We start from the raw sequence: 23,260 nt of genomic DNA on the forward strand, positions 1-23,260 counted from the left end.
ACTCTGTTGTCATTGCAAGAAATAAGGTGAAACGAATTACACCTACCCTTTCGTCGAAGTTCATCCTTACAATGGCTAATGGGAAAACTGTTGATGTCACAAGAACTTATTACTACATTTTCAAAGAATATTTCGGAATATAGAGGAGGCAATTACATGGGTTTTCCTATTTATATCTTCGCACTGTTTGCCATTCTGATTATATTAGTCGCTACCGTTATCGTCTATTTTCAAGTCTATAAACGGCATGTCAATAAAGCTTTAGAAACAGCAGACGGCAAGCGTACTTCAATGGCTCCACCATATAGAGTCGCTATTGTTATGTCCATAATCGTTCTACTCATTGGCATCTTGATTAGCTATTTTGCGGGATATGCTAATGCCTATAAAGAACACCAAGAAGAGGAAGATGCATGGGTGATGTCACATTCTGATATTCAGACATTCTATGCAGAAGTAAAAGAAGTTGGCGAGAAATCTCTATCGGTTGACGGTATTTCCCTCACTGACGAAAATTATCGAGGTGAGTTTCATTATGATGTATGGGGAGAAGTGACTATATATCGCCAGGATGCTGTTATCCCGCTAACTGATTTGTCAGAAGGTGATTTGGTTTCCATCACACTGTTGACCGACCGTACAGGCCATACTAATATTTTCAAAATTCAGCTATTAGTAGACGAGGAGTAATTTCTTACCTGACGGGTGACTATAAGGTTATATGTGAACAGATTCAGGAAATGATATACTACACTTAGAGAAGAATGTAAGGTAGGGTATTCCTCGAGAAAATTTTAAATGTTGCAGGTATGAAAGAAGGAGTTTTACTGCTTTCATACCTCTCAACGAATTACTGAAATTTGATGAAAGCGTTGCATTACGTTTGAACTCTAAGAAGGATATGACGCTGGATGAGGTATTAGAAATAGTATCGGACATAAGAAAGAATGCTGGTCAGAAATGAAAATATTTGAAAGAGAGCACGAAGAATATATTATTATTTCTTTCTTTTTTTGTAAGCGTTATAATTACTGTGTTAACAAAAAAGGAGCGGATGAATTTGAGGGATAGAGGCTCTGCTGTACTTATCGAAAATAATAAAGTCGCTCTGATCAAAAGAATCAAAAAGGGTGCTGCTTATTATGTCTTTCCAGGTGGAGGTATTGAAAAAGGCGAAACACCTGAAGAAGCAACAAAAAGAGAAGCTTATGAAGAGTTAGGGATTGATATGGAGGTAAAAGAATGCATTGCTGAAATTGAATATAATGGTAAGCAATTTTTTTATCTAGGAGATATTGTTGGTGGAAATTTCGGTACTGGCCAAGGAGAAGAATTATCGGATGAAAGAAAAGGGACGTACATACCTGTGTGGGTGGAAATTCATGAGCTTTTATCCATTGAGGTGAAACCAAAGGAAGTTGCTGAAAAAATATATTTCCTATTCAAGTAATGGATCATTATTTTAAACAGAGGTATGGCTAATTTCCTATTCCTGGTACTAGTTATATTCATCTTATCCACATTGAAAAATACATGGAGGTATATAAAATGAACAGTTATCAAAAAGAAATAGTAAAGATTAAACATCAGGGGAGGGAAATTCATGGTGTTTCTTACATGCCTGATAGGAAGAGAAAGTGCCCTGTCGTAATCTTCAGTCATGGTTTTAATGGAACAAATGCTGATTTTGCTATGAATAGCGATTATTTGGCAAAAAAGGGCGTGGGCGCATTTTGCTTCGACTTTTGTGGTGGCTCCATAAATTCAAAGAGTGACCTAAAGACAGATGAAATGTCTATATTTACAGAAAAAGATGATCTGTCTGCTGTTATTGAAACCATAAAACATTGGAGCAATGTGGATCCTGATAATATCTTCTTATTTGGAGGAAGTCAAGGTGGATTAGTATCAGCATTAGTAGCCGATGAATATCTAGAGGACATTAAAGGGCTCTTATTGTTATTCCCGGCGTTAGGTATCCCAGATGACTGGAATAAAAGGTTTCCAACAATTTCTAGCATACCTGATACAGTTGAGTTATGGGGAGTGCGCTTAGGCAGAAAATATTTTGAATCAATTCACAACTATGATGTATTCAACCATATTGGGAAATTCGATAAAAATGTTCTCATTTTCCATGGAGATCAAGATGATATTGTGGCACTTGAATATGGCAAAAGGGCAGAAATGATATACCCAAACGCTGAATTGGAAGTGTTTTCAGGAGAGGGACATGGGTTTTCAGAAGCTGGTAATAAAAAAGTCGCTGAGATGACATATGAATTTATAAAGAAAAATATATGACATCGATTATGGCAAGTTGCCTTTGAAGGGTTTTCTTTTCTAATGTGCAGGTTCAGTTCATAATTTGGAGGAAAATGAAATGAAGTTTGTTATAATAGTTGGCCCGCAAGCTGTCGGAAAAATGACAGTTGGACAGGAATTGGCAAAAATTACGGACTTAAAACTGCTTCACAATCATATGACGATTGAGTTGCTTGCTCCTATTTTTGGATTTACCTCTGAAATGTGGCGGATATCTAAATTGTTTAGAGAAGAAATATTTACATCTGTTGCGAAAAGTGATTTGCCAGGTATGATCTTTACTTGTGTTGTTGCATTTAACAAAAAAGAAGATTGGCAAGATGTCGAAAAAATATGCGGCATCTTTGAGTCTAATGGAGGCGAAGTATTCCTTATCGAGTTAGAAGCCGAATTGGAGGAAAGGATAAGAAGGAACAAAACGCCAAACAGGTTAGAGCATAAACCATCCAAAAGAGAAATAGAGCAATCAGAACAAAGGTTAGTTGCCTCAATGGAAAAATTCCGGTTAAATTCTGTCGAAGGCGAAGTGGATAAAGAAAATTATTTGAAAATAAATAATACAGAGTTAAGTGCGGAAGAAGTAGCTAGTATAATAAAAAATACGTTCCAATTATAGTTGATGGTGATCCCATTTTGTTGAACAAAATGGGATGCTGCAGGTTTCTTTAACCTATTCCACCATGTGCGTTTCGGGTATGTTTTTTATTTTTTACTTTATGTGATCCTGATAATGGTTCACCGTTGGGCTGTTGTCCGCTTTTCGGTAAATTTGGTTCTTCCTGCTGTTTCGGTCCTTTACGATTTTTAGCCATATCTATTCATCCTCCCATGGTTATTTATCAGACGCTTAAGCATCCTGATAAGTTTCGCTAATGATCAGTGGCAGATCCCAAAACCTCCACTGATCAAAGTCTCACTTTATGATCGCTGTGCATACTTAATAAAGGTGTTTTCATCTTCAATTACGCCACATAAACCGCATTGTATTCTTCTTTCAGGGCCATTGTAGGCAACATGATAAGCTTCTAACGCTTCCTGCTCGTAATTATTGATCACTTCTCCAGTAGCTGAGTTTAATTTTACTGGTTTGGCAACTTGTTCAATTACATTAAAACGTGAACGGTTTGTTTTACATTTCGGGCACTGGTAAGGCTGATTCAATTAAATCAACTCCATGATTACTTTGTATTTGAGTATTGCTACATTTATTTTCTCTAGTTTCTGCTAAATTATACGAAGTAAAGCAGCTCACGAAAAAAAATACAATTCTGAAGAAAGTAAATCATTTACTTGAGAATGATTATCATTTCTAGTATAGTAGATAGTAACAATACTAATAATTGGTTAAGGAGAATAGCTAATGCAAATATACTGGACGAAAATAAATAAAATTATTGAAGAAACACCAGAAGTGAAAACATATCTTCTCGATTTGCCGGAAGGTTTTACATGGCAGGAAGGTTCCCATACTCATTTTGCCTTTGAAGGTTTCAATGCTGGAGATAAGCCAAACCGCAGCCTGATTCGCCATATGTCAATTTCCACATTACCGCACGAAAATTCAATTGGTATCACAACGCGCATCAGGGAACAATGTTCTGAATTTAAGGCCATTTTAAGAAGTCTTGAAGTCGGAAATGAAGTAGCCATATTTAAAACGCATTCAAATGTACCGCTTAAAAGAGAGGACAAAAACGTTTATTTGCTATCATCAGGTGTCGGCCTGGCAACTTTCCGACCGCTTGTACTGGATTATTTAAATCGTGCTGACAATGTCAATCAAATTCATTCCTTGAACATCGATTCATCAAAAGATTTCTTGTTCCCGGATGTATTCGAATCTGCACCTGACAAGAAGTTCACATCACAGTTCGTCGATAATCGCAATGAATACTATGATGAAGTGAAAAAACTTGCAGCAGACAAGGATGGACTTTTCTATATTGTCGGCAGCGACGAATTCCTTGTGGAAAACATGGAAGTCTTACGTGATCAGGGCATCAAGCCAGAACAGATTATGCTCGACAAGCGTGAACAGCAACTGCCTGAGTTATTATCACCGATTTTTGCAAGTGAGATGAAATAATATTTTATAGAGAGCAACGCAGAAACTTCTGTGTTGCTCTTTTTCAATTTTTTATGAACAAGGCAATTAACAGTTGTCTTCTTTTTTTGTGAAAAGATTTGGAATATTATGTTATTATTAAACTGCAGAGAGGAGTAAATGATGATCGTTAAATTGCCTAAAGATGATTATGATAAAATCAATAAACTATTGGTTAGCCCGCAAGAAAAAAATGATAATGTATTAAATGCAGTTATTAGCGGTATGAATCAAGGCGTAGTATATGTTGATCAAATAAAGGAGCCTCGTACTGCGATAGTATATGCAGTAGGCTTGGAATATTATCTGCTCGGTGATCCTGAGAATGAGTCATTTAACAGCTGCCTGGGTGCTTTAATTTCAAAGCAATTAAAACAAGAAAGTCTGGACTTATGTGGAGGCACGTGGTTTATCGCCAGAGTTTTTAACGAGAAATGGATAAAGGCACTGAAAAAAGTAGTTGATGGGCGTAATTATTATGTGGATTACAGCGTCTATTATGAATTGAATAATGATCGCTTTCATGAAGGTTGTGAGCCTTGTCATGTACTTGATGATGATTTTTCCATAATAAAAATTACTAAGGATTTAATTAATTCTGATAAGGATTTAAGAGAAGAATTAACCGAATATTGGTCCTCTGCTGAATCTTTTATTCAATTTGGATTAGGATATGCGATTTTAAAAAATGACAAGGTTATAAGTACATGTTATTCATGTTGTGTGAATGGAGATCGCCATGAAATTTATGTAGCAACTTTTGATCAAAATGTACGAAACCGCGGCTTGGCAACGATACTGGCACAACTATACATAAAGGAATGCATGGAAAGAGGGTTTCATGTATTTTGGACAACTGATGAATCGAATGAGCCATCCAAAAGAGTGGCCGAAAAATTGAGCTTTGAATTTTCGCATCGAGTGATGTCGTTCGAATTTGAGTTTTAATACAAAGTAATTTAAGACAGGGGGCGAGACTATGCTCGAAACATTAACAAATCAAATTCCAATACTAAGTAAATGCAAGGATATTTTCCAAATTGAAAAGGGATTCTCTCAAGATGAAAAATATCTCCTGCATATGAATGATAAAAAGTTAATTCTTCGGTTATTTAACTTGGAAGCATTGGAATCGAAAAAACAGGAATATGCTATTTTGGAGAAGATGCAGCAATATCATGTCACTTGTTCGCGCCCCATCTCTATAGGGGAAATAGGAAATCAAGGCTATTTGATCACATCCTACATAGAAGGAAAAGATGCTGAGGAGGAGCTGCCAAAATACTCGGAACAAGAACAATATAATATCGGGATAGAAGCTGGCAAGGAATTATGGAAAATGCATCAATATGCTGCTCCAATTCATGTCTCCTCATGGTATGAAAGGAAAACGAAAAAACATCAGAGATATATCGATGCATACTTAGCCTGTGGTGTAAGAGTTGAAAATGACCAAAAAATCATGAAGTTTATTGATGAGAATATTCACCTGATGAAACACCGCCCGAACTTATTTCAACACGATGATTTCCATGTAGGTAATATTATTGTAAATAAGAAAAAATTCTCAGGCGTCATTGACTTTAACAGCTATGATTGGGGCGATCCATTTCATGAATTTCTTAAGATCGGAATTTTCACCCGGCAATACAGTATTCCTTTTTCGATCGGACAAATCAGGGGATATTTTCATAATAATGATCCTGATGAATATTTTTGGAGACTGTATTCTCTGTACCTGGCAATGTGCGTTTTCTCAACTGTAGTATGGACATTGAAGGATATTCCAGACGACATCAATGATATGATGGATAAAGTGTACACGTTTTTGGAAGATCATGATTATTTTAATAAGTTGAAGCCGGCGTGGTATAGATAGGAGGGATTACATGAATACAAACAAACTCCATTATTTAATTGCACTCATTTCCTATCCAATAACTATAATGCATTTTATTATCTATTATTTTTTGAATGATTATACAAAAGACATGTTTATTAGTGGCGTTGTCTTTTTTTCAATTGCTTTTCTCCTTTATGTTATTTTTGTTTATTTGTCTTCGAAAAACGATACAGGCAAGAAATTAGTCATAGTGGGATTACTTCTAATTGGCATTGCTTCAATTTTCTTGGCTGTCTAACAGCATAAAATAAAATTCGAAAGGAGTTACTGTTCATGATTCTGGTCAGTTCTTGTTTGGCAGGATTGAAAGTAAGATATAACGGTACAGATAGTTTAGATGAACGGATAAATAAATTAGTTAGAGAGAAAAAAGCAGTTACTATTTGTCCCGAACTGCTTGGTGGATTTTCGACCCCGAGAGAACCCGCTGAAATAGTAGGCGGAGATGGGGAAGATGTCCTTGATGGCAAGGCAAGAGTTGTGGAGAAGTCTGGGAATGACGTAACAGAACTTTACATAAAAGGGGCTTATGCTGCATTGGAAAAAGCTATAAAGCTAAATACATCACTAGTTGTTCTCAAGGAAAACAGCCCATCCTGTGGCAGTTCCATCATCTATAATGGTGAATTTAAAGGTAAGAAAATTGTGGGGAATGGCGTTACTTCCGCCTTACTTAAAAGAAATGGGATAAAGGTAATTTCTGAAGTACAATTTGCTGAAAGCTGCTTTTAGTTTGGCTCTCTTTTTGGATAAAATTAGTGAGTGATTATGTTATGATTGATTAGAGGAACTGGATGATAAGTTTTGCATAAAAGGGGAGAACATGATGCGAAGTATCCAAAGCTGGATTGTAGAGCGCCTGCTTGCTGGTCAGGGGAATAAAAAAACTTTTACCGATCCGAAGCTCTTTGCTGAATATATGGAAAAAAGACGAGTTGAAAATGATAAACCATATGTATTACCTGAAGATATTAAGGGAAAGTTCGGAATAGAAAAAAAGCAATACGACGATATGGATTGTTACATATTTAACCAAGAAACCAATCCATCAGGAAAAAAGATCCTTTATTTGCATGGAGGAGGATATGTAGAACATCCTATTGTTTACCATTGGAGGTGGCTTGGGAAATTAGCAGCAGAAACCACTGCTTCCATCTATGTGCCAATTTACCCGAAAGCCCCAAATCATCAATATAAAGCTTCTTTTGATAAAGTGCTCCCAATCTACGAAGAGTTGTTAGCTGCGACGGATAATAAAAATATTGTCCTGATGGGTGACTCTGCTGGCGGAGGGTTTGCATTATCTTTAGCGCAGTTGCTTCTGGAGAAGGAATTGCCACAACCACGTCATATCATGTTGCTTTCACCATGGCTTGATATAACGCTGACAAATCCGGAAATTTATGAATATGAAAAGAAAGACCCATCGCTAGCGGTTAAAGGTTTAATCGAAATGGGAAAAGCATATGCAGGAGACACAGATCCAACTAACTTTTTACTCAGCCCTATCAATGGAAAGGTGATTGGATTGGGCGAAATTACTATATTTGTAGGAACACACGAAGCATTTTTGCCAGATGCTAGAAAGTTCAGAGATTTAGCGGAGTCCCAGGGAGTTAGCATTAATTATTATGAATATCCGAAAATGAACCACGTTTTTCCGCTTTTCCCTATCCCGGAGGCGAAGAAAGCGACAAGAACGATTGTAAGTATTATTAACGGGATGTAAACGGAAGTTTGGAAAGTGGCGGGCAGGAATAGTAAATACAAGCAAAAGACGAGATCACACACTAGATGTACTAGTATGTATGATCTCTATTTTTTTTAGAATTTAAAAATACCATGTTAGTCGAGGGAAATTCTAATCGCCTCTAAGCCTTCAGAACTTTAATAGAATCTGCTAATTTCTGCGCGAAATCTTCCGGTTTTTCTACAGATTGAACATGCAGATATTTGATGCTTGGCTCGGCAAATAGCCAATGATTATGCAATGCTGTTATGGTTAAATCGTTTTTTCCAAGTGCTCTTGTGAAATCAGGAATTTCTTCAGGGAGCAGAACAATTTCCGCATGATTTAGTGCAGTGCCATCATCTTCTAAAGCTTCAAAATGGATTTCCATGCTTAATTCACTTTTAAACGGTCGCCCTTGGACTGTTACATCTAAATCTCTTTCTATCTCTGCAGCGCCCATACCTTCCTCTGTTGAAACTTCTGTATCTAGAATTTCTCCGAATTTTTTTGCAATACTTTCTAGATCTGCCATTTTATCAGCTCCTTTTATTGTTTATAAATCATTTCCTCACAAAGTCGAGTGATAAACATCATCAAGCCAAGGAGTTTTTTTCTGCAAAATTGTGAATCTTCCAGCTAAAGATAATAAACACAACATTGCTGACTCAGTCATGAGATAACCGGGAAAACATGGAAGAAGCAGCGAGTGATTTCCGGTTAATCAAGAGATAACCGGGAAAACGAAAGAGAAGCAGCGAATGATTTCCGGTTAATCAAGAGATAATCGGGAAAACGAGGGAGAAGCAGCGAGTGATTTCCGGTTAATCAAGAGATAACCGGGAAAACGAGGGAGTAGTAGTGAGTGATTTCTAGTTAATCAAGTTATAACCGGGAAATTGAAGGAATAGTAGCATGAGTTTTCCGGTTAATCAAGAGATAACCGGGAAAACGAAGGAGTAGTAGCGAGTGATTTCCGGTTAATCATAAGATAACCGGTAAAACGAAGGAGAAGTAGCCTTTGATTTCCAGTTAATCAAGAGATATTAAATTTTATATTAGAATTTTTAACATAATATAAATAATAATGTAATGGGGAATTTTTTTTGAAAAAGAAACAGACCCCGAAAAATATCGAATGGGTCTGCTTTAAACCAATATACTATATTTATGTTTTAATTCGTTTTTTATTACAGTAGCCCAGTACTTTTCATCGAAATGATGGACATATTCTGGGTTTTCCTCAAGTCTTCTAATAAAACTGGATTCCAAAAGGATATATCTTGCTTCGTTACCAAAATAACGTTTTAATTCTTCTGTTATTTCCAAAATTAAGTCAAGGTCTAACTCATCTAGATTATAATTTGATTTTCTCAATTATATCGACCTCCTTATTTATTACACAATCCAAGATCTGTTCGTGATTCATTGAAAGTTGAAATACCTCACCTCTAGGTTTAATTTCATCCCTAAATTCTTGAGGAGTTATTCTCTTCTAGACCCAAATAGCACTGTCTGGTAATATTCTAATCTAGTATATTGCAAAAACATGGTATTTTAAAAGTATATTGTATGAATCTTTTAAAATTAGCTCGGATATTACAAGTTAGGACCCAACACGAAATATCTGAATACATTTGTTATGCTTCTTATGATACAAGTTTAGTGAAATCATCAAATGGGAAAGGGTAAATAGTAATCATCTTGATACTGAGAGAAAAAGTATTAGGAGTACTGGGTTACTCTCCCTTACCATTTTAATAAAATTTATTTATCATTTGAAAGGAGCTTTTCGATGAAGGTCTATGTTTTATATGGAAGTTTGTTTGGTCACACAGAAGTACTAGGTAATGCTGTTGCAGAGGGTGCCAAGCAGGCTGATGGTGCGGAAGTTATTTTCAAGTCGGTGGAGGACGTAGATCCAGACGAGCTTAAAGACGCGGCGGGTATAATCTGGGGCTCATCAGGAATCTTCGGTGAACCGAATCCAAAACTGGCAACATTCTTTTCAAAATTAGGACCACTATGGTTTTCAGGAGCACTCCAAGGAAAAGTTGGCGGGGTTTTTGCGACAACTTCGACTCAACATGGGGGAGTGGAAAATGTCTGCCGAGCATTACAAACGCCAATGCAGCATCACGGCATGGTGATTGTTTCCAAGGCTGGGCCAGTAGATGACGACCGCGCAAAATACGGAAACCCTTATGGAGCAACTGCGGTTATCCCTGTAGAAGAGTCCAAAGATGCACCAATGAACAAGCCAAATGATACCGAAATGCAGATTGCCAGAGAATATGGAAAATTAGTTGCGGAAACTGCGATAAAACTTCATAAATAATGGAATCAAGGCAGCCTGATTGGTTGCCTTGATTTTTTTTAGTTAACTAGAAGATCTATGATAAATAAGGAGTCGGCTTTTGATATGGATAATTTAGGAATCATTCGAAGTGAGAAATTTTATGATAAAACAGCCTGCATAAAAAGCAGACGACCATGTAGTAATTTAAGAGATTTCCGCTTTTTACTGTGATAAACGGGAAATCTTGATTGATAGAACGGCAGATTTCCGCTTTTTACTGTGATAAACGGGAAATCTTGATTGATAGAACGGCAGATTTCCGCTTAATCATGAGATAAACGGGAAATGCCGGTAGAAGAAGCAAGAGATTTCCGGTTATTCATGAGATAAACAGGAAATCCCGGTAGACGTAGCAGGAGATTTCCGCTTAATCATGAGATAAACGGGAAATCCCAGTAGACGGAGCAGCAGATTTCCGCTTAATCATGAGATAAACGGGAAATCCAGGTAGAAGGAGCAGCAGATTTCCGGTTAATCATGAGATAAACGGGAAATCCAGGTTGATGAAGCAAGAGATTTCCAGTTAATACCATGTGAAATAGCAAAAAAACTTATGGAGATTGGAGAATAATATAATGAGATATATCTTCGTTCATGGTTTAGGACAAAGTGCCTCAAGTTGGGATAGTAAATAGGGAGACTCCAGAAAATTTGGCATCTATACTTAATGACTTTTTCACAAAAAGAAAACATTGAGTCTTACCGCTTTCCGCCTCCTTCTTACCTTACAAAAATGTAAGCCTTCTGTAAGATAGTTCGATATTACCTTGAATCATCCTTTGATATTCTGTAAAAGAACCCCTCTATATGAAAATCAAAGGAGAAACAAAAATGAAATCATACATAAAAATACTTCTGGTTATAATTGCTGTAATCATTAGCGGCTTGATGCCCCAAACCGTACATGCGGAAGCTGATGAAAGAATAAAACAATTTGTGGAAGAGCAAAGAGAAATTAGTGAAATTCCAGGAATCTCATTGGTCATTGTGGAAAAAGGGAAGACAGTTTTTCAAGAAGGCTTTGGTTATGCAGATATAGATGCGAAAACTCCCGTAACCTCTCATACATTATTTGAGTTGGGATCTACGGCGAAGGCATTTACAGCCCTGGCCATTTTACAATTGGAAAAAGAAGGGCTGTTACAGCGATCAGATAATGTTCAAAAATATATTCCATGGCTGGAGTTGGAATATAATGGAGAACCACAGACAATTACGATCGACCAACTGCTTCATCATACCAGCGGGATCGCCTCTAAGACTATCGTTCATATTCCTGAAAGTAATGCAGAAAATGCACTTGAAGAGACAGTAAGAACTCTGCTTGATCAACACCTAAACCGTAAACCAGGAAGCTCTTTTGAATATGCAACAATCAATTATGATGTATTGGGACTTGTAATCGAAAAAGTAGCCAAACAACCATACGATACATATATCAAACAGCAAATTTTAGAAAAAGCCAATATGCAAGATTCCTATGCAGGGTTGCATCAAGTCAAATCCGATGAAATGGCAACAGGTTATAAAATTGGCTGGATGAGCGCACAACAATACATCCCACCAATATACCGCGGTAATATCCCTGCTGGTTATGTTATCAGCAACCCCCAGGATATTGCCGAATGGATGAAACTTCAGCTCGGTAACAATCCTGACAGTCCAATTGATCGACAACTGATTCAGCAATCACATGTGCCTGATCAATCAGTAGAGCCTTTTGACAAGAATACTTACTATGCAAGTGGCTGGTCTGTTATGACAAAAGATGATCAAAAATACATCTACCATGCAGGAGAAAATCCGACTTTTTCATCTTATATCATCATGCAGCCTGATAAACAGTTGGGAGTGGCCGTATTATCGAATATGAATTCCTCTTTTACACCCAGCAGTGGGCAAAATGTCCTGAATCTATGGGAAGGAAAGAATATTAGTACAAACCATACCGACAGCTACCAGAAAATTGACCAGATCGCAACAATTGCCTGTATTGTCGTCTGTGTGATCGGCGTTCTTTTCCTCCTTTTCTCAATGAGAGTGCTTCGGCAGATTATCACAAAAAAACGAAGCCGAGCTGTCAACGTAAGGAGAATTATTTTTTTTATAATTCATGTGTTGGTTGCTGTCGCTGTTTGGATAATGATCATTTGGTTGCCAAAAATCCCTGGAATGACCTGGAAATTTATCGAAGCATGGGCCCCTGTCTCGGTTACAACACTTTTATATATGGCACTAGCCGCAAGCCTGCTTTATTTTTTATTGGGAGTGTTGCTTATTCTTACTAGAAAAAGTAGGAGCATAGATTGAAATGGGAGGGAATCCGATTTTTTTAAGAAAATTCGTTCAATTTGATGATATTGAAACCCCATAGCATCAAAACTAGAGATAGAGCGAGGAATTATGATGTTATGAAAGCATCATAGCATCAAAAGTCGGGATAGAGGCAGGAGTTATGAAGGTAAGGAGCCCTCAACCTATCAAAACTCCCACACGACCGAAGAGTTATGATAGGAAAAAGCTCTCATCCTATCAAAACCCCCGCGCGACCAAAGAGTTATGATAAGAAAGAGTGTTCAACCTAAAATAAAGAACAAATCCAAGCCACCAAAGCAGAAGATTTGTCGATAAAACAAAAATAAAGAACAAATCCAAGCACCAAAGTCCAAGATTTGCCTTTTAAAAAAACATAATAAACTCATCACGAAACAAGCATGAAACGATAATGTTCCATGCTTGCTTCCAAAAAAACTATTCTTCCTCTAAATCATCGATATACTTCTTCATTTCCGCAATTTCTTTCCGCTGGGCTTTTATGATTTCGTCTGCCAGTTCTCTTACTCGCGGATCGGTAATTTCTGCTCTTTCACTTGTCAGAATCGCGATAGAATGATGGGGAATCATTGCTTCCATATAGTCCACATCATCGACGAGCGTCTGGCTTCTAAGCAGATAAAGGGAGAAAGCAAATACGACGGCGCTTCCCGCAAAAATGCCGATATTCACTTTCCGGTTTTTTAACATATGAGACATAAATAACAACATGATAACAGCCATCGTTGCACCCATTAATAAAGCCATATAACCCCTTGTCTCACTGAAAAAAATGTGATCAGCTTTGTATGTGCTCCAGTACTTAAAGATAAACATGATAATAGTTGATGTAATAACCATTCCAGCAAATTTCCAATATGGTTTCATTTTTATACACTCCTTTAAATTAAATTCTATCTCTTACATCCCCGGCACTTTTGCAGAAAGTGTGCAAGATATAAATTTTTTTAATTCAATTTCAAATAACCAAATCAGCTTTGGATATAATACAGATATAAATTGGATATGCAGGTAGTTTCAAACAATTAAATATTGTCTTAATTTTAGGAATCTTTCCTTTGCATAACGTAACAAGACGGAATATGTTATTTATCTGCAAAGCAGATGGTTCGTTATTTACGTAAAGTATTTCAACTCGATCGTTCCAATTATATTGAGATTTAATAGATGATCTTCACACTTTTTGCATTTTTTATGGGAATAACATATCAGACACTAGATTGAAGGAGGTATTTCTATGAAGCAACATCATCATCATACAGAAGGAGAACAGCATTCTGAAGAGGGTCATCTGCATGAAAGCAAGGAGGATCATGCGTCTCATCATGCCCATATGGTAGATGACTTCAAAAAAAGGTTCTATTTATCGCTGGTAATTACAATTCCTATATTGATTCTTTCACCAATAATTCAAGATTTATTAGGAATAGATTTTAGCTTTCCTGGCGCTAGGTATATTTTGTTTGGTCTTTCATCATTTATTTTCTTCTATGGAGGGAAGCCATTTCTACAGGGGGCATGGGAAGAGCTAAAGAAAAAAGAACCCGGAATGATGACATTGATTTCCTTGGCCATAACCGTTGCTTATGTCTACAGCTCTTTAACGGTTTTTGGACTTTCTGGTAATAACTTTTTTTGGGAATTGGCAACCTTGATTGATATTATGCTGCTTGGTCACTGGATTGAAATGAAATCAGTAATGGGTGCTTCACGTGCCTTGGAAGAATTGGTCAAACTAATGCCGTCTGAAGCTCATCTCATCGATGAAGCAGGGAATATACAAAATGTCCCAACGTCTAAGTTAAAACAAGGGGACAGGTTGCTGATAAAGCCAGGTGAGAAAGTGCCAGTGGATGGAGTCATTATAAAAGGAGAGTCCTCACTTGATGAATCAATGTTAACAGGGGAATCAGTGCCTGTAGATAAATTTAAAGAGGATCAGGTGATCGGCGGTTCGATTAATGGAGAAGGTTCCTTAACTGTTTCCGTCGAAAAAACAGGAGAAGACAGCTATCTTTCCCAAGTGGTTACAATGGTTAAAGAAGCTCAAGAATCGAAGTCGCGCACACAGGACCTTTCCAATAAGGCGGCAAAATGGCTTTTTTATATAGCTTTACTTTCCGGTATTATTACTTTGACAATCTGGCTGTTCCTTGGACAGAGCTTCGTATATGCTTTGGAAAGAATGGTAACAGTAATGGTCGTTGCCTGTCCGCATGCGTTAGGATTAGCTGCACCACTTGTAGTTGCACGGTCAACTGCGATTGCTGCGAAACGCGGATTGTTAATTAGAAATCGAGCTAGCTTTGAAGGAGCCAGAAATCTTGATGCAATCGTATTTGATAAAACTGGAACATTAACTGAAGGAAGGTTCGGGATTACTGATATAAAGACGATGGGGAATTTTGATGAAGAACAAGTGATATTACTAGCTGCATCATTAGAAGCTCAATCAGAGCACCCAATTGCAAAAGGAATTTTTGAAGAAGCGGAAAAAAGATCACTGCAATTGGTGGAACCAGAGAACTTTCAATCTCTTACCGGTAAAGGCCTTAAAGGGATCGTAAATGGAAAAAGAGTGATGGTCGTAAGTCCGGGTTTCATGAAGGAAAAAAACAATTCCTATGATGAAAAAACATACCTGGATCTATCGGAAGAAGGAAAGACCGTTGTGTTTGTATTAGTTGATGGACAATTGGCTGGAATCATTGCTCTTGCTGATCAAGTGAGAGAAAGCTCGAAGATAGCCATGAAAAGACTGAAGGAACTGAACATCCGATCAATGATGCTGACAGGAGATAACAAACAGGTAGCGAATTGGGTAGCTGGAGAATTAGACATGGATGAGGTATATGCAGAAATTCTACCACATCAAAAAGCTGATAAAATTAAAGAACTAAAAGAACAAGGTCTAAGGACAGCTATGACTGGTGACGGTGTAAATGATGCTCCTGCCCTTGCCAACGCTAATCTTGGGATAGCAGTAGGAGCAGGAACGGATGTCGCGATGGAGACAGCGGATGTAATTTTGGTAAGAAGCAATCCGAATGATGTGGTTTCTATCATCGCACTTTCCAAAGCTACTTATAAAAAAATGATTCAAAACCTCTGGTGGGCTGCTGGCTATAATATAGTCGCCATTCCACTTGCTGCAGGAGTGCTATATAAAATGGGAATTGTTTTAAGTCCTGCGGTTGGTGCAGTACTTATGTCACTTAGTACAGTGATTGTGGCGATTAATGCCAGATTGCTCAAAGTATAATCAAGTTAGAAGAGGTGTTTCCCCAGCAGGAAAACACCTCTTCTTTTGCTATCGTTATTTCCAATACCGGGAGTATACATTTATTTGAGTTAGAATTTTATAATTTTATGATTATTCAACTGGCGAGAGTTCGTCTTCCGTAACCCATTTATGATAGAGAACTTCTTCACCTGTTTGAGTATCCGGATAGCTTACCATATATACAGTGGTGTCTTCTGCAGAGTCAATTGCAGCGGCAGCTCCTTCCATGCCTTCCATATGAGCAGCTTCGATAACAATTTCCTCTCCTGGTTCATATACCTTTTCTTCTGCATTTTTAATTTCTTCCTGGATAATCCACTTATGACCTACTACCTTTTTTCCACCAGTAGTAGGTGTATAGGTAACGGTATAAACAGTTGTATCATAAGCTCCGTCAATAGTTGCGACAGCACCATTCATGCCTCCCATATGATCCGCATTAATTATCGCTTCACTCCCAACAGGGTATGCTGGATTTTCTGCGTTCGCTAAATCCTCTGGAACTTGATCCGTATTAGAATGATGCATACTTGAATGGTCCAAATCTTCCACAGAATCAGCTTGATCAGATTGCGCCTTTGCTTTTTCTTCTGCATTGTCAGAAGTTGAGTTATTCTCCGTTTGGGTGTTTTGTTCAGGTGTGCTCTCGTTAGTATTACTACAAGCTGCTAATACAACAGCCATAAGGATAATGGCAATACTAAGCAATATTTTTTTCTTCATTTTTTTTACCTCCAGTAATATTTTTAATTAATCCAGATTTTCTCCCTCACCATTAGGGTTTGGTAATGGAAATAAGTGCAACTTCTATGTCAACTTCATTGAAGTTATACAAGTATTGTCACCTTCAAAGGTAGATATTTCAGATTTAGCTGTTTTTCCTTGATGTTTTATCTTCACTTGAAAGGTCTCTCCACGTGGTAACCATAAATCAATAAATCCATTTTTAAATGATGTGATCGTTTCATTAACAATCACATTGCCTTCTTTATCCTCAATATATACATCAAATGGTTGTTCAACCAATTCCCCTTGGCAGCCTGTTAAACTATGATTGGTGCAGGGGTGTGTATTATTGATAAAGGGGGCAATCGATACAAAGAACTCCTCTTCAGGAAGCTTATAGGAGACTTGCCTTTTATCACTTTCTGTCACAATCAGTTCAGTAGATGTAATAGATGCAGAGACATCCTCAACATTTAAAGCACTATAGCTGCTTACAAGTTCCTTGATATCCTTGGTGTCTGATGTGCTTTCCCCACAAGCGGCAACAAGGATAAGGAGGATGAATCCAAATGTCTTTAATAATCCTTTACGCATAAATGTCAACTCCTCATTTATTCAAAACGTTAGCTTTATCCATTATAGCCAGAAAATATGCAAAAAATATCGAGAATCTATCTGCACAAAAAATGGATAATTCTCTTCTAAGATAAGAAAAGCAATCGTTCCATTTGGTATTCTGATATTGGTGAGCTATCCTAAAAGAATGCAGATCCGCTATTCTGCTGCAAAAACTATTGGTAAATGAGGTCAACTATGTTTAATAAATTATCAATAAAAATTGGACTTTTATTTTTTCTATTTCTATTTATCATTGAGATTTTCGTTTATTTTATCCTTTATACAAGTATAGCGAATGAGCGGATTGATGAAGTGATGAACAATTTATTAGCACGCGCCAATACCCATAGTGCTGTGTTAGAAAGCAACTTTGATCCATCCACATTGGAGCATGTTGCCATTATGGAATCAGAATCAGATTTTGCCGTTATTATTACTGATGGTAATGGGGAGATCATTATTCATTCCGATCCTCTGGAAAAAGAAATGCGTGAAGTAATAAAACATACAGACTATGAAGAGGTGCCACGCGAGGGGAAAGTAGTGGAACAAAGCTGGAAAGAAAAACAATACATTGCCGTCGATAGTCCGATAACTCTCGATGAAACGCATCACGGTCATGTCTTTATGTTCGCCGATACCTCGATTGTGAAAAGGATGGTGAACCATTTAACTGGTCAGTTTGTTTTCATCGGACTTATCACAATTCTAGTTACGATTATTACTATTTTTATTCTGTCTCGTTTTATTACATTGCCATTAGTGAAAATGAAAGAGGCAACAGAGCAGATAAGCAAAGGAAATAATAAAGTGGAATTACATACAGAGCGTAATGATGAACTGGGCGAATTGGCTGGTTCGATCATGAAGCTATCGAATGATCTCGAACGATTGAAAAATAACCGCAATGAAGTTCTTGCAAGCATCTCGCACGAACTAAGAACACCATTAACTTATATCAAAGGATATGCAGATATCATAAGCAAGCAGGATGTTACAGAGGAAGAAAGAAAAGAATACCTGGCCATTATACGGGAAGAGACAAAAGATTTAACAGCATTGGTTAAAAGTTTGTTTGATCTTGCGAAAATGGATGAAAATAAATTTATCATTCATCGAAGAAAAGTAGATCTTAGAGACTTAATCCAAACGATAGAAGAGCGAATAAGCCCAGCACTGGAAGAAAAAAATATACGATTTTCGGTATTATGTCCAAGTAATATTCAAGCAAATATTGATCCTGACAGAATGCAGCAGGTTTTACTGAATATTCTGGACAATGCCAGAAAACACACACCAGAAGGGAAACAAATTTCATTAGAGGTTTCCCGGAATAATAGCGGAGTAACGATCACCATTTCTGATGAGGGAGAAGGAATCCCGGAGGAGGATCTCCCGTATCTGTTTGAACGTTTATATCGGGTAGAAAAATCCCGTTCCAGAGAAAGAGGCGGGTCTGGCCTAGGGCTGGCAATTGCAAAAGAAATCATTAAATTGCACAAGGGGACGATTGAAATCGAAAGTGAACAAGGGAGAGGAACGACTGTGAAGATTCAATTAACAAGGAGTGAAGGCAATGGCGAAAGTTCTCTTAGTTGATGATGAAAAAAGAATGTTGGATTTAATGGCATTATACTTAAGGCCACATAACTATATATGCAGAAAAGCTGCCAATGCAAAGGAAGCATTATCTTTTTTAGAAACAGAAGCATTTGACATTGTACTGATTGATGTGATGATGCCTGATATGAGCGGCTGGGAATTATGCCAGCAAATAAGAAAAAATTCAGATATCCCGATGATTATGGTAACTGCCCGTGAACAGAAAGAAGATATTGTAAAAGGTTTAAAACTAGGTGCAGATGATTATGTAACCAAACCTTTTGATGAAGAGGAATTATTAGCAAGGATGGAAGCATTATTACGCAGAACGGAACCTGCCAATCAGATTGAGATTAACGGACTTTTATGGAATGAAGAGAAGTTTGAGTTATCTTACAATTATAATGTAATAAAGTTAACCCCAAAGGAATTTGCTATGCTGGGATATTTTATGAGAAAACCAAATCAGGTGTTTACAAGAGAACAATTGATTGAATTAATCTGGGGGTATGATTCACAGACAGAAGGAAGAACAGTGGATTCGCATGTTCGTAACATGAGAGAGAAAATCCGCCAGGCCGGTTTCCCGATCGATTCCTACTTTAAGACCGTCTGGGGAGTTGGCTATAAGTGGTTAATGAATTTGTAATAAAAAAACTTCTCAGAAATAAAGTGTTCTTATTTCTGAGAAGTTTTTCGGTTTCAGGATTATGCAACACTTTTACAAGCTTCTGCACATTTAAAGCATGCATCTGCACATTTTTGACAATGGTCATGATCATGCTTTTTGCATTCATTTCCACAATCTTCGCAAATTTTCGCGCAAACAGCAGCAAGATCAGAAACATAAGGGGAATTTCTTGAAATCGCCTGTTCAAGATAATTACAAATATCCGCACATTCTCTGTCCAAGCGGATACATTCTGCCATCATTTTGACATTGTCTTCCTGTAAGCATGCATCAAAACAGTGGTTACATTCCGTCATACAGTCATGCAGTGTTTGAATAAGTTCTCGATGTTGTTCATGTGCCAATGTTCCATTCCTCCTTTAAATCATTTCACTCGTACTATTACCTAAGAGGTTTCACAATAAACACAAATGAAAAAAATCCATAAAAACTGCACAAAATCTTAACAATGCAAGCTGGTTTTGATAAAAATTCCGGCAGCAAACGGACCGGATCATAAACCTTTCTTAATTAGAAAAGGTTTATGATAAAATAGATCATGTTGTGAAAAAACGTTCGAGAACAATCATATTAACAAAGGTATTCTCGGGAGGGATTAAATATAGATGATTGAAATCATTGGCATCACATCTGAAAATAAAATAGAGAAAGATATTTTCACAAATGCAGCGACGTTAAATAAATATAAATGGTATTGGGTCGATTTCCACGAGCCGACAGATGAGGAAATCAGGCATTTAGCGGATACTTTTCAATTCCACCCTTTAGCAATAGAGGATTGTGTACAGATACTGCAACGGCCAAAGCTTGATTATTATGAAGACCATACCTTCTATGTGGCACATTCTGTTCGGGAAGAAGATAGAGATATTGTAAAAGATGAATTCAATTTTTTCGTCAGTCCGACTTACATTGTCTCCTTCCGTCGGGAACCTTCGAAAGAGCTGAAGCAGGTTTGGGACAGACTGGCTGCTGCTAAGAACACAGACATGTGGGATCCTTATTATGTATTTTATCAAATCCTGGATAAGATTGTAGACAACTATTTTCCGCTGATTTATAAAATAGAGGACGAATTGGACCGCATTGAGAACAACACCCAGCACAAATCGATGAACAATCTGATGAATGAAGTCTATGATATCAGGTACATGCTGCTAAGTCTGCGGCATACTGTGAATCCAATGCGTGATTTGCTTTACAGAATGCTGAATTCTAATCATTTACAGGAGATCAGTGACAGAAAAGAGTACTTTTCTAATATCCATGACCATCTGTTGAAAGTATCCGAAATGGTCATGTCCAACCGTGAGCTTACAGCTGACATAAGAGACAGTTATCTTTCACTGAATTCCCATCAAACCAATAATGTAATGAAGGTTTTGACCATTATCACTTCTATTTTCGCTCCGTTAACTTTTATCGCAGGGATCTATGGGATGAACTTTGAGAATATGCCTGAATTAACATGGGAATACGGGTATTTTCTTGCACTTGGTTTGATGCTTGTAATTGGAGTTTTGTTGTATCTTTGGTTTAGGAGTAAAGGCTGGTTTAAATAACTCCTCCTTAAGATATATGGAAAGCAAACCGTTAAACGAAAGAAGGAATAGAAAAAACCGAAATTGTAACATCTCGGTTTTTTTCCTGCTTACATAATATTTATTTCACAATCATGGCAGGGCAGTGTACACGTTTCATTACCTTATGACTCACACTGCCTAGTACCATTTCCTGCAGTGCATTCAAACCTCGGCTGCCGATCACTACAATATCTACTTCTTGCTCATTTGCATACTTTACGATTTCCGGTCCCGGCTTACCGCGAAGAATAGTTGTTTTGTAATGAACGTTTGCCTCATTCAGAAATTGAATGACTTTAGAATTCTTTTTACGACGTTCTATATCAATCTCTTCATTGGAATGAGAATGCAGAACATCTGATTTGGATTTATCAATGTTGATAACATAAACAACTTCAATTATCGAATCTTTATAGTGAGATGCAAGCTTTACAGATTCCTTCGCTGCACGCACCGCATTCTCTGATCCATCTGAGGCCAATAAAATATGTTTATACATAGCAAATCCTCCTAATTAATGTGATGAAGATAAACCATCCAGTTTATCCATGATTTCCTTACTTGTTGCATCCATTTCAATAATTTCCACTTCAATATCTTTTTCTTGCAATAATTCCTTCACTTTCAGTAATGCACCTACGCTGGAATCATCCCAAATCCTTGTATGAGATAAATCGATTTTGATACTTTTTTGTTGAATATCCGCTTTTTTGAAGTAATTAACAAAGCTGTCAGTTGATGCAAAGAAAAGTTGACCATGAACCTTAAAACGATTTCCCTCTTGATTAACTTTAACGGTAGAAATCTTGATCACAAAGAAGATGGCACTCAATAACACCCCTGCAAGCACACCTTTTGATAGATCATGAGTATAGACGACAATGGCAACAGTTGCTACCATAACAACGGCATCTGTACGCGGGGCCTTTAGCAGATATTTAAACGAACTCCAATCAAATGTACCGATACTTACCATAATCATTATACCAACTAAAACAGGCATCGGAATTTGAATAACTAAATCACCCAGTACGATAATCAGGAACATGAGAAAGATTCCTGCAATAAGTGTAGACAATCGTCCGCGACCGCCAGATTTCACATTAATAACAGACTGTCCAATCATCGCACAGCCAGCCATTCCTCCGAAAAAACCAGTAATGAAGTTGGCAATCCCTTGTCCCCGGGCTTCCCGGTTTTTATTACTTTCTGTTCCTGTCATATCATCGACAATTTGTGATGTCAGCAATGATTCCAGCAGACCAACGATTGCTAATGATAAGGAATAGGGAAAGATAATTTGCAATGTTTCCAAATTAAATGGCACATCAGGAAGGAAGAATGACGGCAGGGATTGGGTAATCGTCCCAAGATCTCCTACTGTGTTTAATTCGAACCCGCCAAATATTGCTGCAGCTGTTAACACGACAATTGCTATTAATGGTGCTGGAACTACTTTTATGAAACGTGGTAAAGTGTATAATAAGACTAAAGTTACTGCAACAAACACATATGTTAATGTGGAAATACCAATAAAGTGTTCTAACTGTGCGGTGAAAATCAGTATAGCCAGTGCATTGACAAACCCAATCATCACAGCGTTAGGAATAAATTTCATCACTTTTGCGACTTTGAATACCCCGAATAAAATTTGAATAATTCCAGTTAATAGAGTCGCTGCTAATAGATAATCAAGTCCATGTTCCCGGACTAATGGCGCCATCAGTAAAGCCATTGCACCTGTTGCAGCGGAAATCATACCCGGTCGCCCGCCTGCAAAGGCAATGACAACAGCAATTATAAAAGAGGCATATAATCCAACCATTGGATCAACACCAGCTATAATAGAAAAAGCAATTGCTTCGGGAATGAGAGCAAGAGCAACGACCATACCTGCTAATATATCGCTGCGTATGTTACTAAACCATTGTTGTTTTATTTTTTGCATGATAATCTCCTTCTCTTAATTTCTTTAAACATTGTAACACCAACCGTTTCAAAAG

At 37.4% G+C, this 23,260-nt stretch carries 26 protein-coding genes; 16 read left to right on the top strand and 10 right to left on the bottom strand.

The window, feature by feature from the left end:
- Positions 1 to 156 precede the first annotated feature (156 nt).
- From F9U64_RS06645 to F9U64_RS06660, 4 genes are all read left to right on the top strand, one after another.
- Positions 157 to 690, top strand: a complete 534-nt coding sequence (locus tag F9U64_RS06645; RefSeq protein ID WP_153402217.1) for a hypothetical protein — start codon at positions 157 to 159, stop codon at positions 688 to 690.
- Positions 691 to 1,054: 364 nt separating this feature from the next.
- On the top strand, positions 1,055 to 1,450 hold the full coding sequence (locus tag F9U64_RS06650) for an NUDIX hydrolase (RefSeq protein ID WP_153402218.1): 396 nt from the start codon (positions 1,055 to 1,057) through the stop codon (positions 1,448 to 1,450).
- 83 nt (positions 1,451 to 1,533) lie between these two features.
- Entirely contained in the window at positions 1,534 to 2,304 is a 771-nt protein-coding gene (locus tag F9U64_RS06655) for an alpha/beta hydrolase family protein (protein ID WP_153402219.1), read from the top strand.
- Between the two features lie 79 nt (positions 2,305 to 2,383).
- Complete coding sequence (locus F9U64_RS06660; protein WP_153402220.1) at positions 2,384 to 2,941, top strand: AAA family ATPase; 558 nt, start codon at positions 2,384 to 2,386, stop codon at positions 2,939 to 2,941.
- A gap of 49 nt (positions 2,942 to 2,990) precedes the next feature.
- On the opposite strand, the gene F9U64_RS06665 is transcribed toward F9U64_RS06660, so the two are convergent.
- Together F9U64_RS06665 and F9U64_RS06670 are read right to left on the bottom strand one after the other, a co-directional pair.
- Complete coding sequence (locus F9U64_RS06665; RefSeq protein WP_153402221.1) at positions 2,991 to 3,137, bottom strand: small acid-soluble spore protein P; 147 nt, start codon at positions 3,135 to 3,137, stop codon at positions 2,991 to 2,993.
- A gap of 106 nt (positions 3,138 to 3,243) precedes the next feature.
- The gene (locus F9U64_RS06670) at positions 3,244 to 3,486 is read right to left on the bottom strand and encodes a DNA alkylation repair protein (protein ID WP_153402222.1); all 243 of its coding nucleotides are present in this window, start codon (positions 3,484 to 3,486) and stop codon (positions 3,244 to 3,246) included.
- A 199-nt stretch (positions 3,487 to 3,685) separates the two neighbouring features.
- Here F9U64_RS06670 and F9U64_RS06675 point away from each other — a divergent pair, with 199 nt between their 5' ends.
- The 6 genes from F9U64_RS06675 to F9U64_RS06700 all read left to right on the top strand — a co-directional run bounded on the left by F9U64_RS06675 (position 3,686) and on the right by F9U64_RS06700 (position 8,061).
- Positions 3,686 to 4,411, top strand: a complete 726-nt coding sequence (locus F9U64_RS06675; protein WP_153402223.1) for a ferredoxin reductase domain-containing protein — start codon at positions 3,686 to 3,688, stop codon at positions 4,409 to 4,411.
- Between the two features lie 138 nt (positions 4,412 to 4,549).
- The gene (locus F9U64_RS06680) at positions 4,550 to 5,377 is read left to right on the top strand and encodes a GNAT family N-acetyltransferase (protein ID WP_153402224.1); all 828 of its coding nucleotides are present in this window, start codon (positions 4,550 to 4,552) and stop codon (positions 5,375 to 5,377) included.
- Between the two features lie 31 nt (positions 5,378 to 5,408).
- Entirely contained in the window at positions 5,409 to 6,308 is a 900-nt protein-coding gene (locus F9U64_RS06685) for an aminoglycoside phosphotransferase family protein (protein ID WP_153402225.1), read from the top strand.
- A 10-nt stretch (positions 6,309 to 6,318) separates the two neighbouring features.
- Entirely contained in the window at positions 6,319 to 6,570 is a 252-nt protein-coding gene (locus tag F9U64_RS06690; RefSeq protein ID WP_153402226.1) for a hypothetical protein, read from the top strand.
- 35 nt (positions 6,571 to 6,605) lie between these two features.
- The gene (locus tag F9U64_RS06695; RefSeq protein WP_153402227.1) at positions 6,606 to 7,064 is read left to right on the top strand and encodes a 2-thiouracil desulfurase family protein; all 459 of its coding nucleotides are present in this window, start codon (positions 6,606 to 6,608) and stop codon (positions 7,062 to 7,064) included.
- 94 nt (positions 7,065 to 7,158) lie between these two features.
- Positions 7,159 to 8,061, top strand: coding sequence for an alpha/beta hydrolase (locus tag F9U64_RS06700; RefSeq protein WP_153402228.1), 903 nt, complete (start codon positions 7,159 to 7,161; stop codon positions 8,059 to 8,061).
- 142 nt (positions 8,062 to 8,203) lie between these two features.
- On the opposite strand, the gene F9U64_RS06705 is transcribed toward F9U64_RS06700, so the two are convergent.
- Both F9U64_RS06705 and F9U64_RS06710 read right to left on the bottom strand, forming a co-directional pair.
- Positions 8,204 to 8,596, bottom strand: a complete 393-nt coding sequence (locus F9U64_RS06705; RefSeq protein WP_153402229.1) for a DUF1259 domain-containing protein — start codon at positions 8,594 to 8,596, stop codon at positions 8,204 to 8,206.
- A 614-nt stretch (positions 8,597 to 9,210) separates the two neighbouring features.
- On the bottom strand, positions 9,211 to 9,438 hold the full coding sequence (locus F9U64_RS06710; protein WP_153402230.1) for a hypothetical protein: 228 nt from the start codon (positions 9,436 to 9,438) through the stop codon (positions 9,211 to 9,213).
- Positions 9,439 to 9,856: 418 nt separating this feature from the next.
- Between F9U64_RS06710 and F9U64_RS06715 the strand changes: the two genes are divergently transcribed.
- Entirely contained in the window at positions 9,857 to 10,399 is a 543-nt protein-coding gene (locus tag F9U64_RS06715; protein WP_153402231.1) for an NAD(P)H-dependent oxidoreductase, read from the top strand.
- Positions 10,400 to 11,251: 852 nt separating this feature from the next.
- Positions 11,252 to 12,730, top strand: coding sequence for a serine hydrolase domain-containing protein (locus tag F9U64_RS06720; RefSeq protein ID WP_153402232.1), 1,479 nt, complete (start codon positions 11,252 to 11,254; stop codon positions 12,728 to 12,730).
- Positions 12,731 to 13,171: 441 nt separating this feature from the next.
- Here the strand turns inward: F9U64_RS06720 and F9U64_RS06725 are convergent, their stop codons facing one another.
- Positions 13,172 to 13,621 carry a DUF305 domain-containing protein gene (locus F9U64_RS06725; RefSeq protein ID WP_153402233.1) on the bottom strand — a complete coding sequence of 150 codons (450 nt, stop codon included), beginning with the start codon at positions 13,619 to 13,621 and terminating at the stop codon, positions 13,172 to 13,174.
- 370 nt (positions 13,622 to 13,991) lie between these two features.
- On the opposite strand from F9U64_RS06725, the gene F9U64_RS06730 reads away from it, so the two are divergent.
- Positions 13,992 to 16,016: a heavy metal translocating P-type ATPase gene (locus F9U64_RS06730; protein WP_153402234.1), complete on the top strand. Its 2,025-nt coding sequence runs from the start codon at positions 13,992 to 13,994 to the stop codon at positions 16,014 to 16,016.
- A gap of 111 nt (positions 16,017 to 16,127) precedes the next feature.
- On the opposite strand, the gene F9U64_RS06735 is transcribed toward F9U64_RS06730, so the two are convergent.
- Entirely contained in the window at positions 16,128 to 16,760 is a 633-nt protein-coding gene (locus tag F9U64_RS06735) for a YdhK family protein (RefSeq protein ID WP_153402235.1), read from the bottom strand.
- An 84-nt stretch (positions 16,761 to 16,844) separates the two neighbouring features.
- Complete coding sequence (locus tag F9U64_RS06740) at positions 16,845 to 17,357, bottom strand: CueP family metal-binding protein (protein WP_153402236.1); 513 nt, start codon at positions 17,355 to 17,357, stop codon at positions 16,845 to 16,847.
- Between the two features lie 219 nt (positions 17,358 to 17,576).
- Between F9U64_RS06740 and F9U64_RS06745 the strand changes: the two genes are divergently transcribed.
- Together F9U64_RS06745 and F9U64_RS06750 are read left to right on the top strand one after the other, a co-directional pair.
- The gene (locus F9U64_RS06745) at positions 17,577 to 18,980 is read left to right on the top strand and encodes a sensor histidine kinase (RefSeq protein ID WP_153402237.1); all 1,404 of its coding nucleotides are present in this window, start codon (positions 17,577 to 17,579) and stop codon (positions 18,978 to 18,980) included.
- Entirely contained in the window at positions 18,958 to 19,632 is a 675-nt protein-coding gene (locus F9U64_RS06750) for a response regulator transcription factor (RefSeq protein ID WP_153402238.1), read from the top strand. The genes F9U64_RS06745 and F9U64_RS06750 overlap by 23 nt, the downstream gene beginning before the upstream one ends.
- A 59-nt stretch (positions 19,633 to 19,691) precedes the next feature.
- Here the strand turns inward: F9U64_RS06750 and F9U64_RS06755 are convergent, their stop codons facing one another.
- A complete protein-coding gene (locus tag F9U64_RS06755) occupies positions 19,692 to 20,018 on the bottom strand; it encodes a four-helix bundle copper-binding protein (RefSeq protein ID WP_153402239.1) in 327 nt (108 codons plus the stop codon).
- Positions 20,019 to 20,279: 261 nt separating this feature from the next.
- Between F9U64_RS06755 and corA the strand changes: the two genes are divergently transcribed.
- Positions 20,280 to 21,236 carry a magnesium/cobalt transporter CorA gene (gene corA / locus F9U64_RS06760; RefSeq protein WP_153402240.1) on the top strand — a complete coding sequence of 319 codons (957 nt, stop codon included), beginning with the start codon at positions 20,280 to 20,282 and terminating at the stop codon, positions 21,234 to 21,236.
- 100 nt (positions 21,237 to 21,336) lie between these two features.
- On the opposite strand, the gene F9U64_RS06765 is transcribed toward corA, so the two are convergent.
- Positions 21,337 to 21,756 carry a universal stress protein gene (locus F9U64_RS06765; protein WP_153402241.1) on the bottom strand — a complete coding sequence of 140 codons (420 nt, stop codon included), beginning with the start codon at positions 21,754 to 21,756 and terminating at the stop codon, positions 21,337 to 21,339.
- A 15-nt stretch (positions 21,757 to 21,771) separates the two neighbouring features.
- On the bottom strand, positions 21,772 to 23,208 hold the full coding sequence (locus F9U64_RS06770) for a SulP family inorganic anion transporter (RefSeq protein ID WP_153402242.1): 1,437 nt from the start codon (positions 23,206 to 23,208) through the stop codon (positions 21,772 to 21,774).
- Between the last annotated feature and the right edge of the window lie 52 nt (positions 23,209 to 23,260).

This window comes from Gracilibacillus oryzae, from assembly GCF_009498735.1.
Lineage (GTDB): Bacteria > Bacillota > Bacilli > Bacillales > Amphibacillaceae > Gracilibacillus > Gracilibacillus oryzae.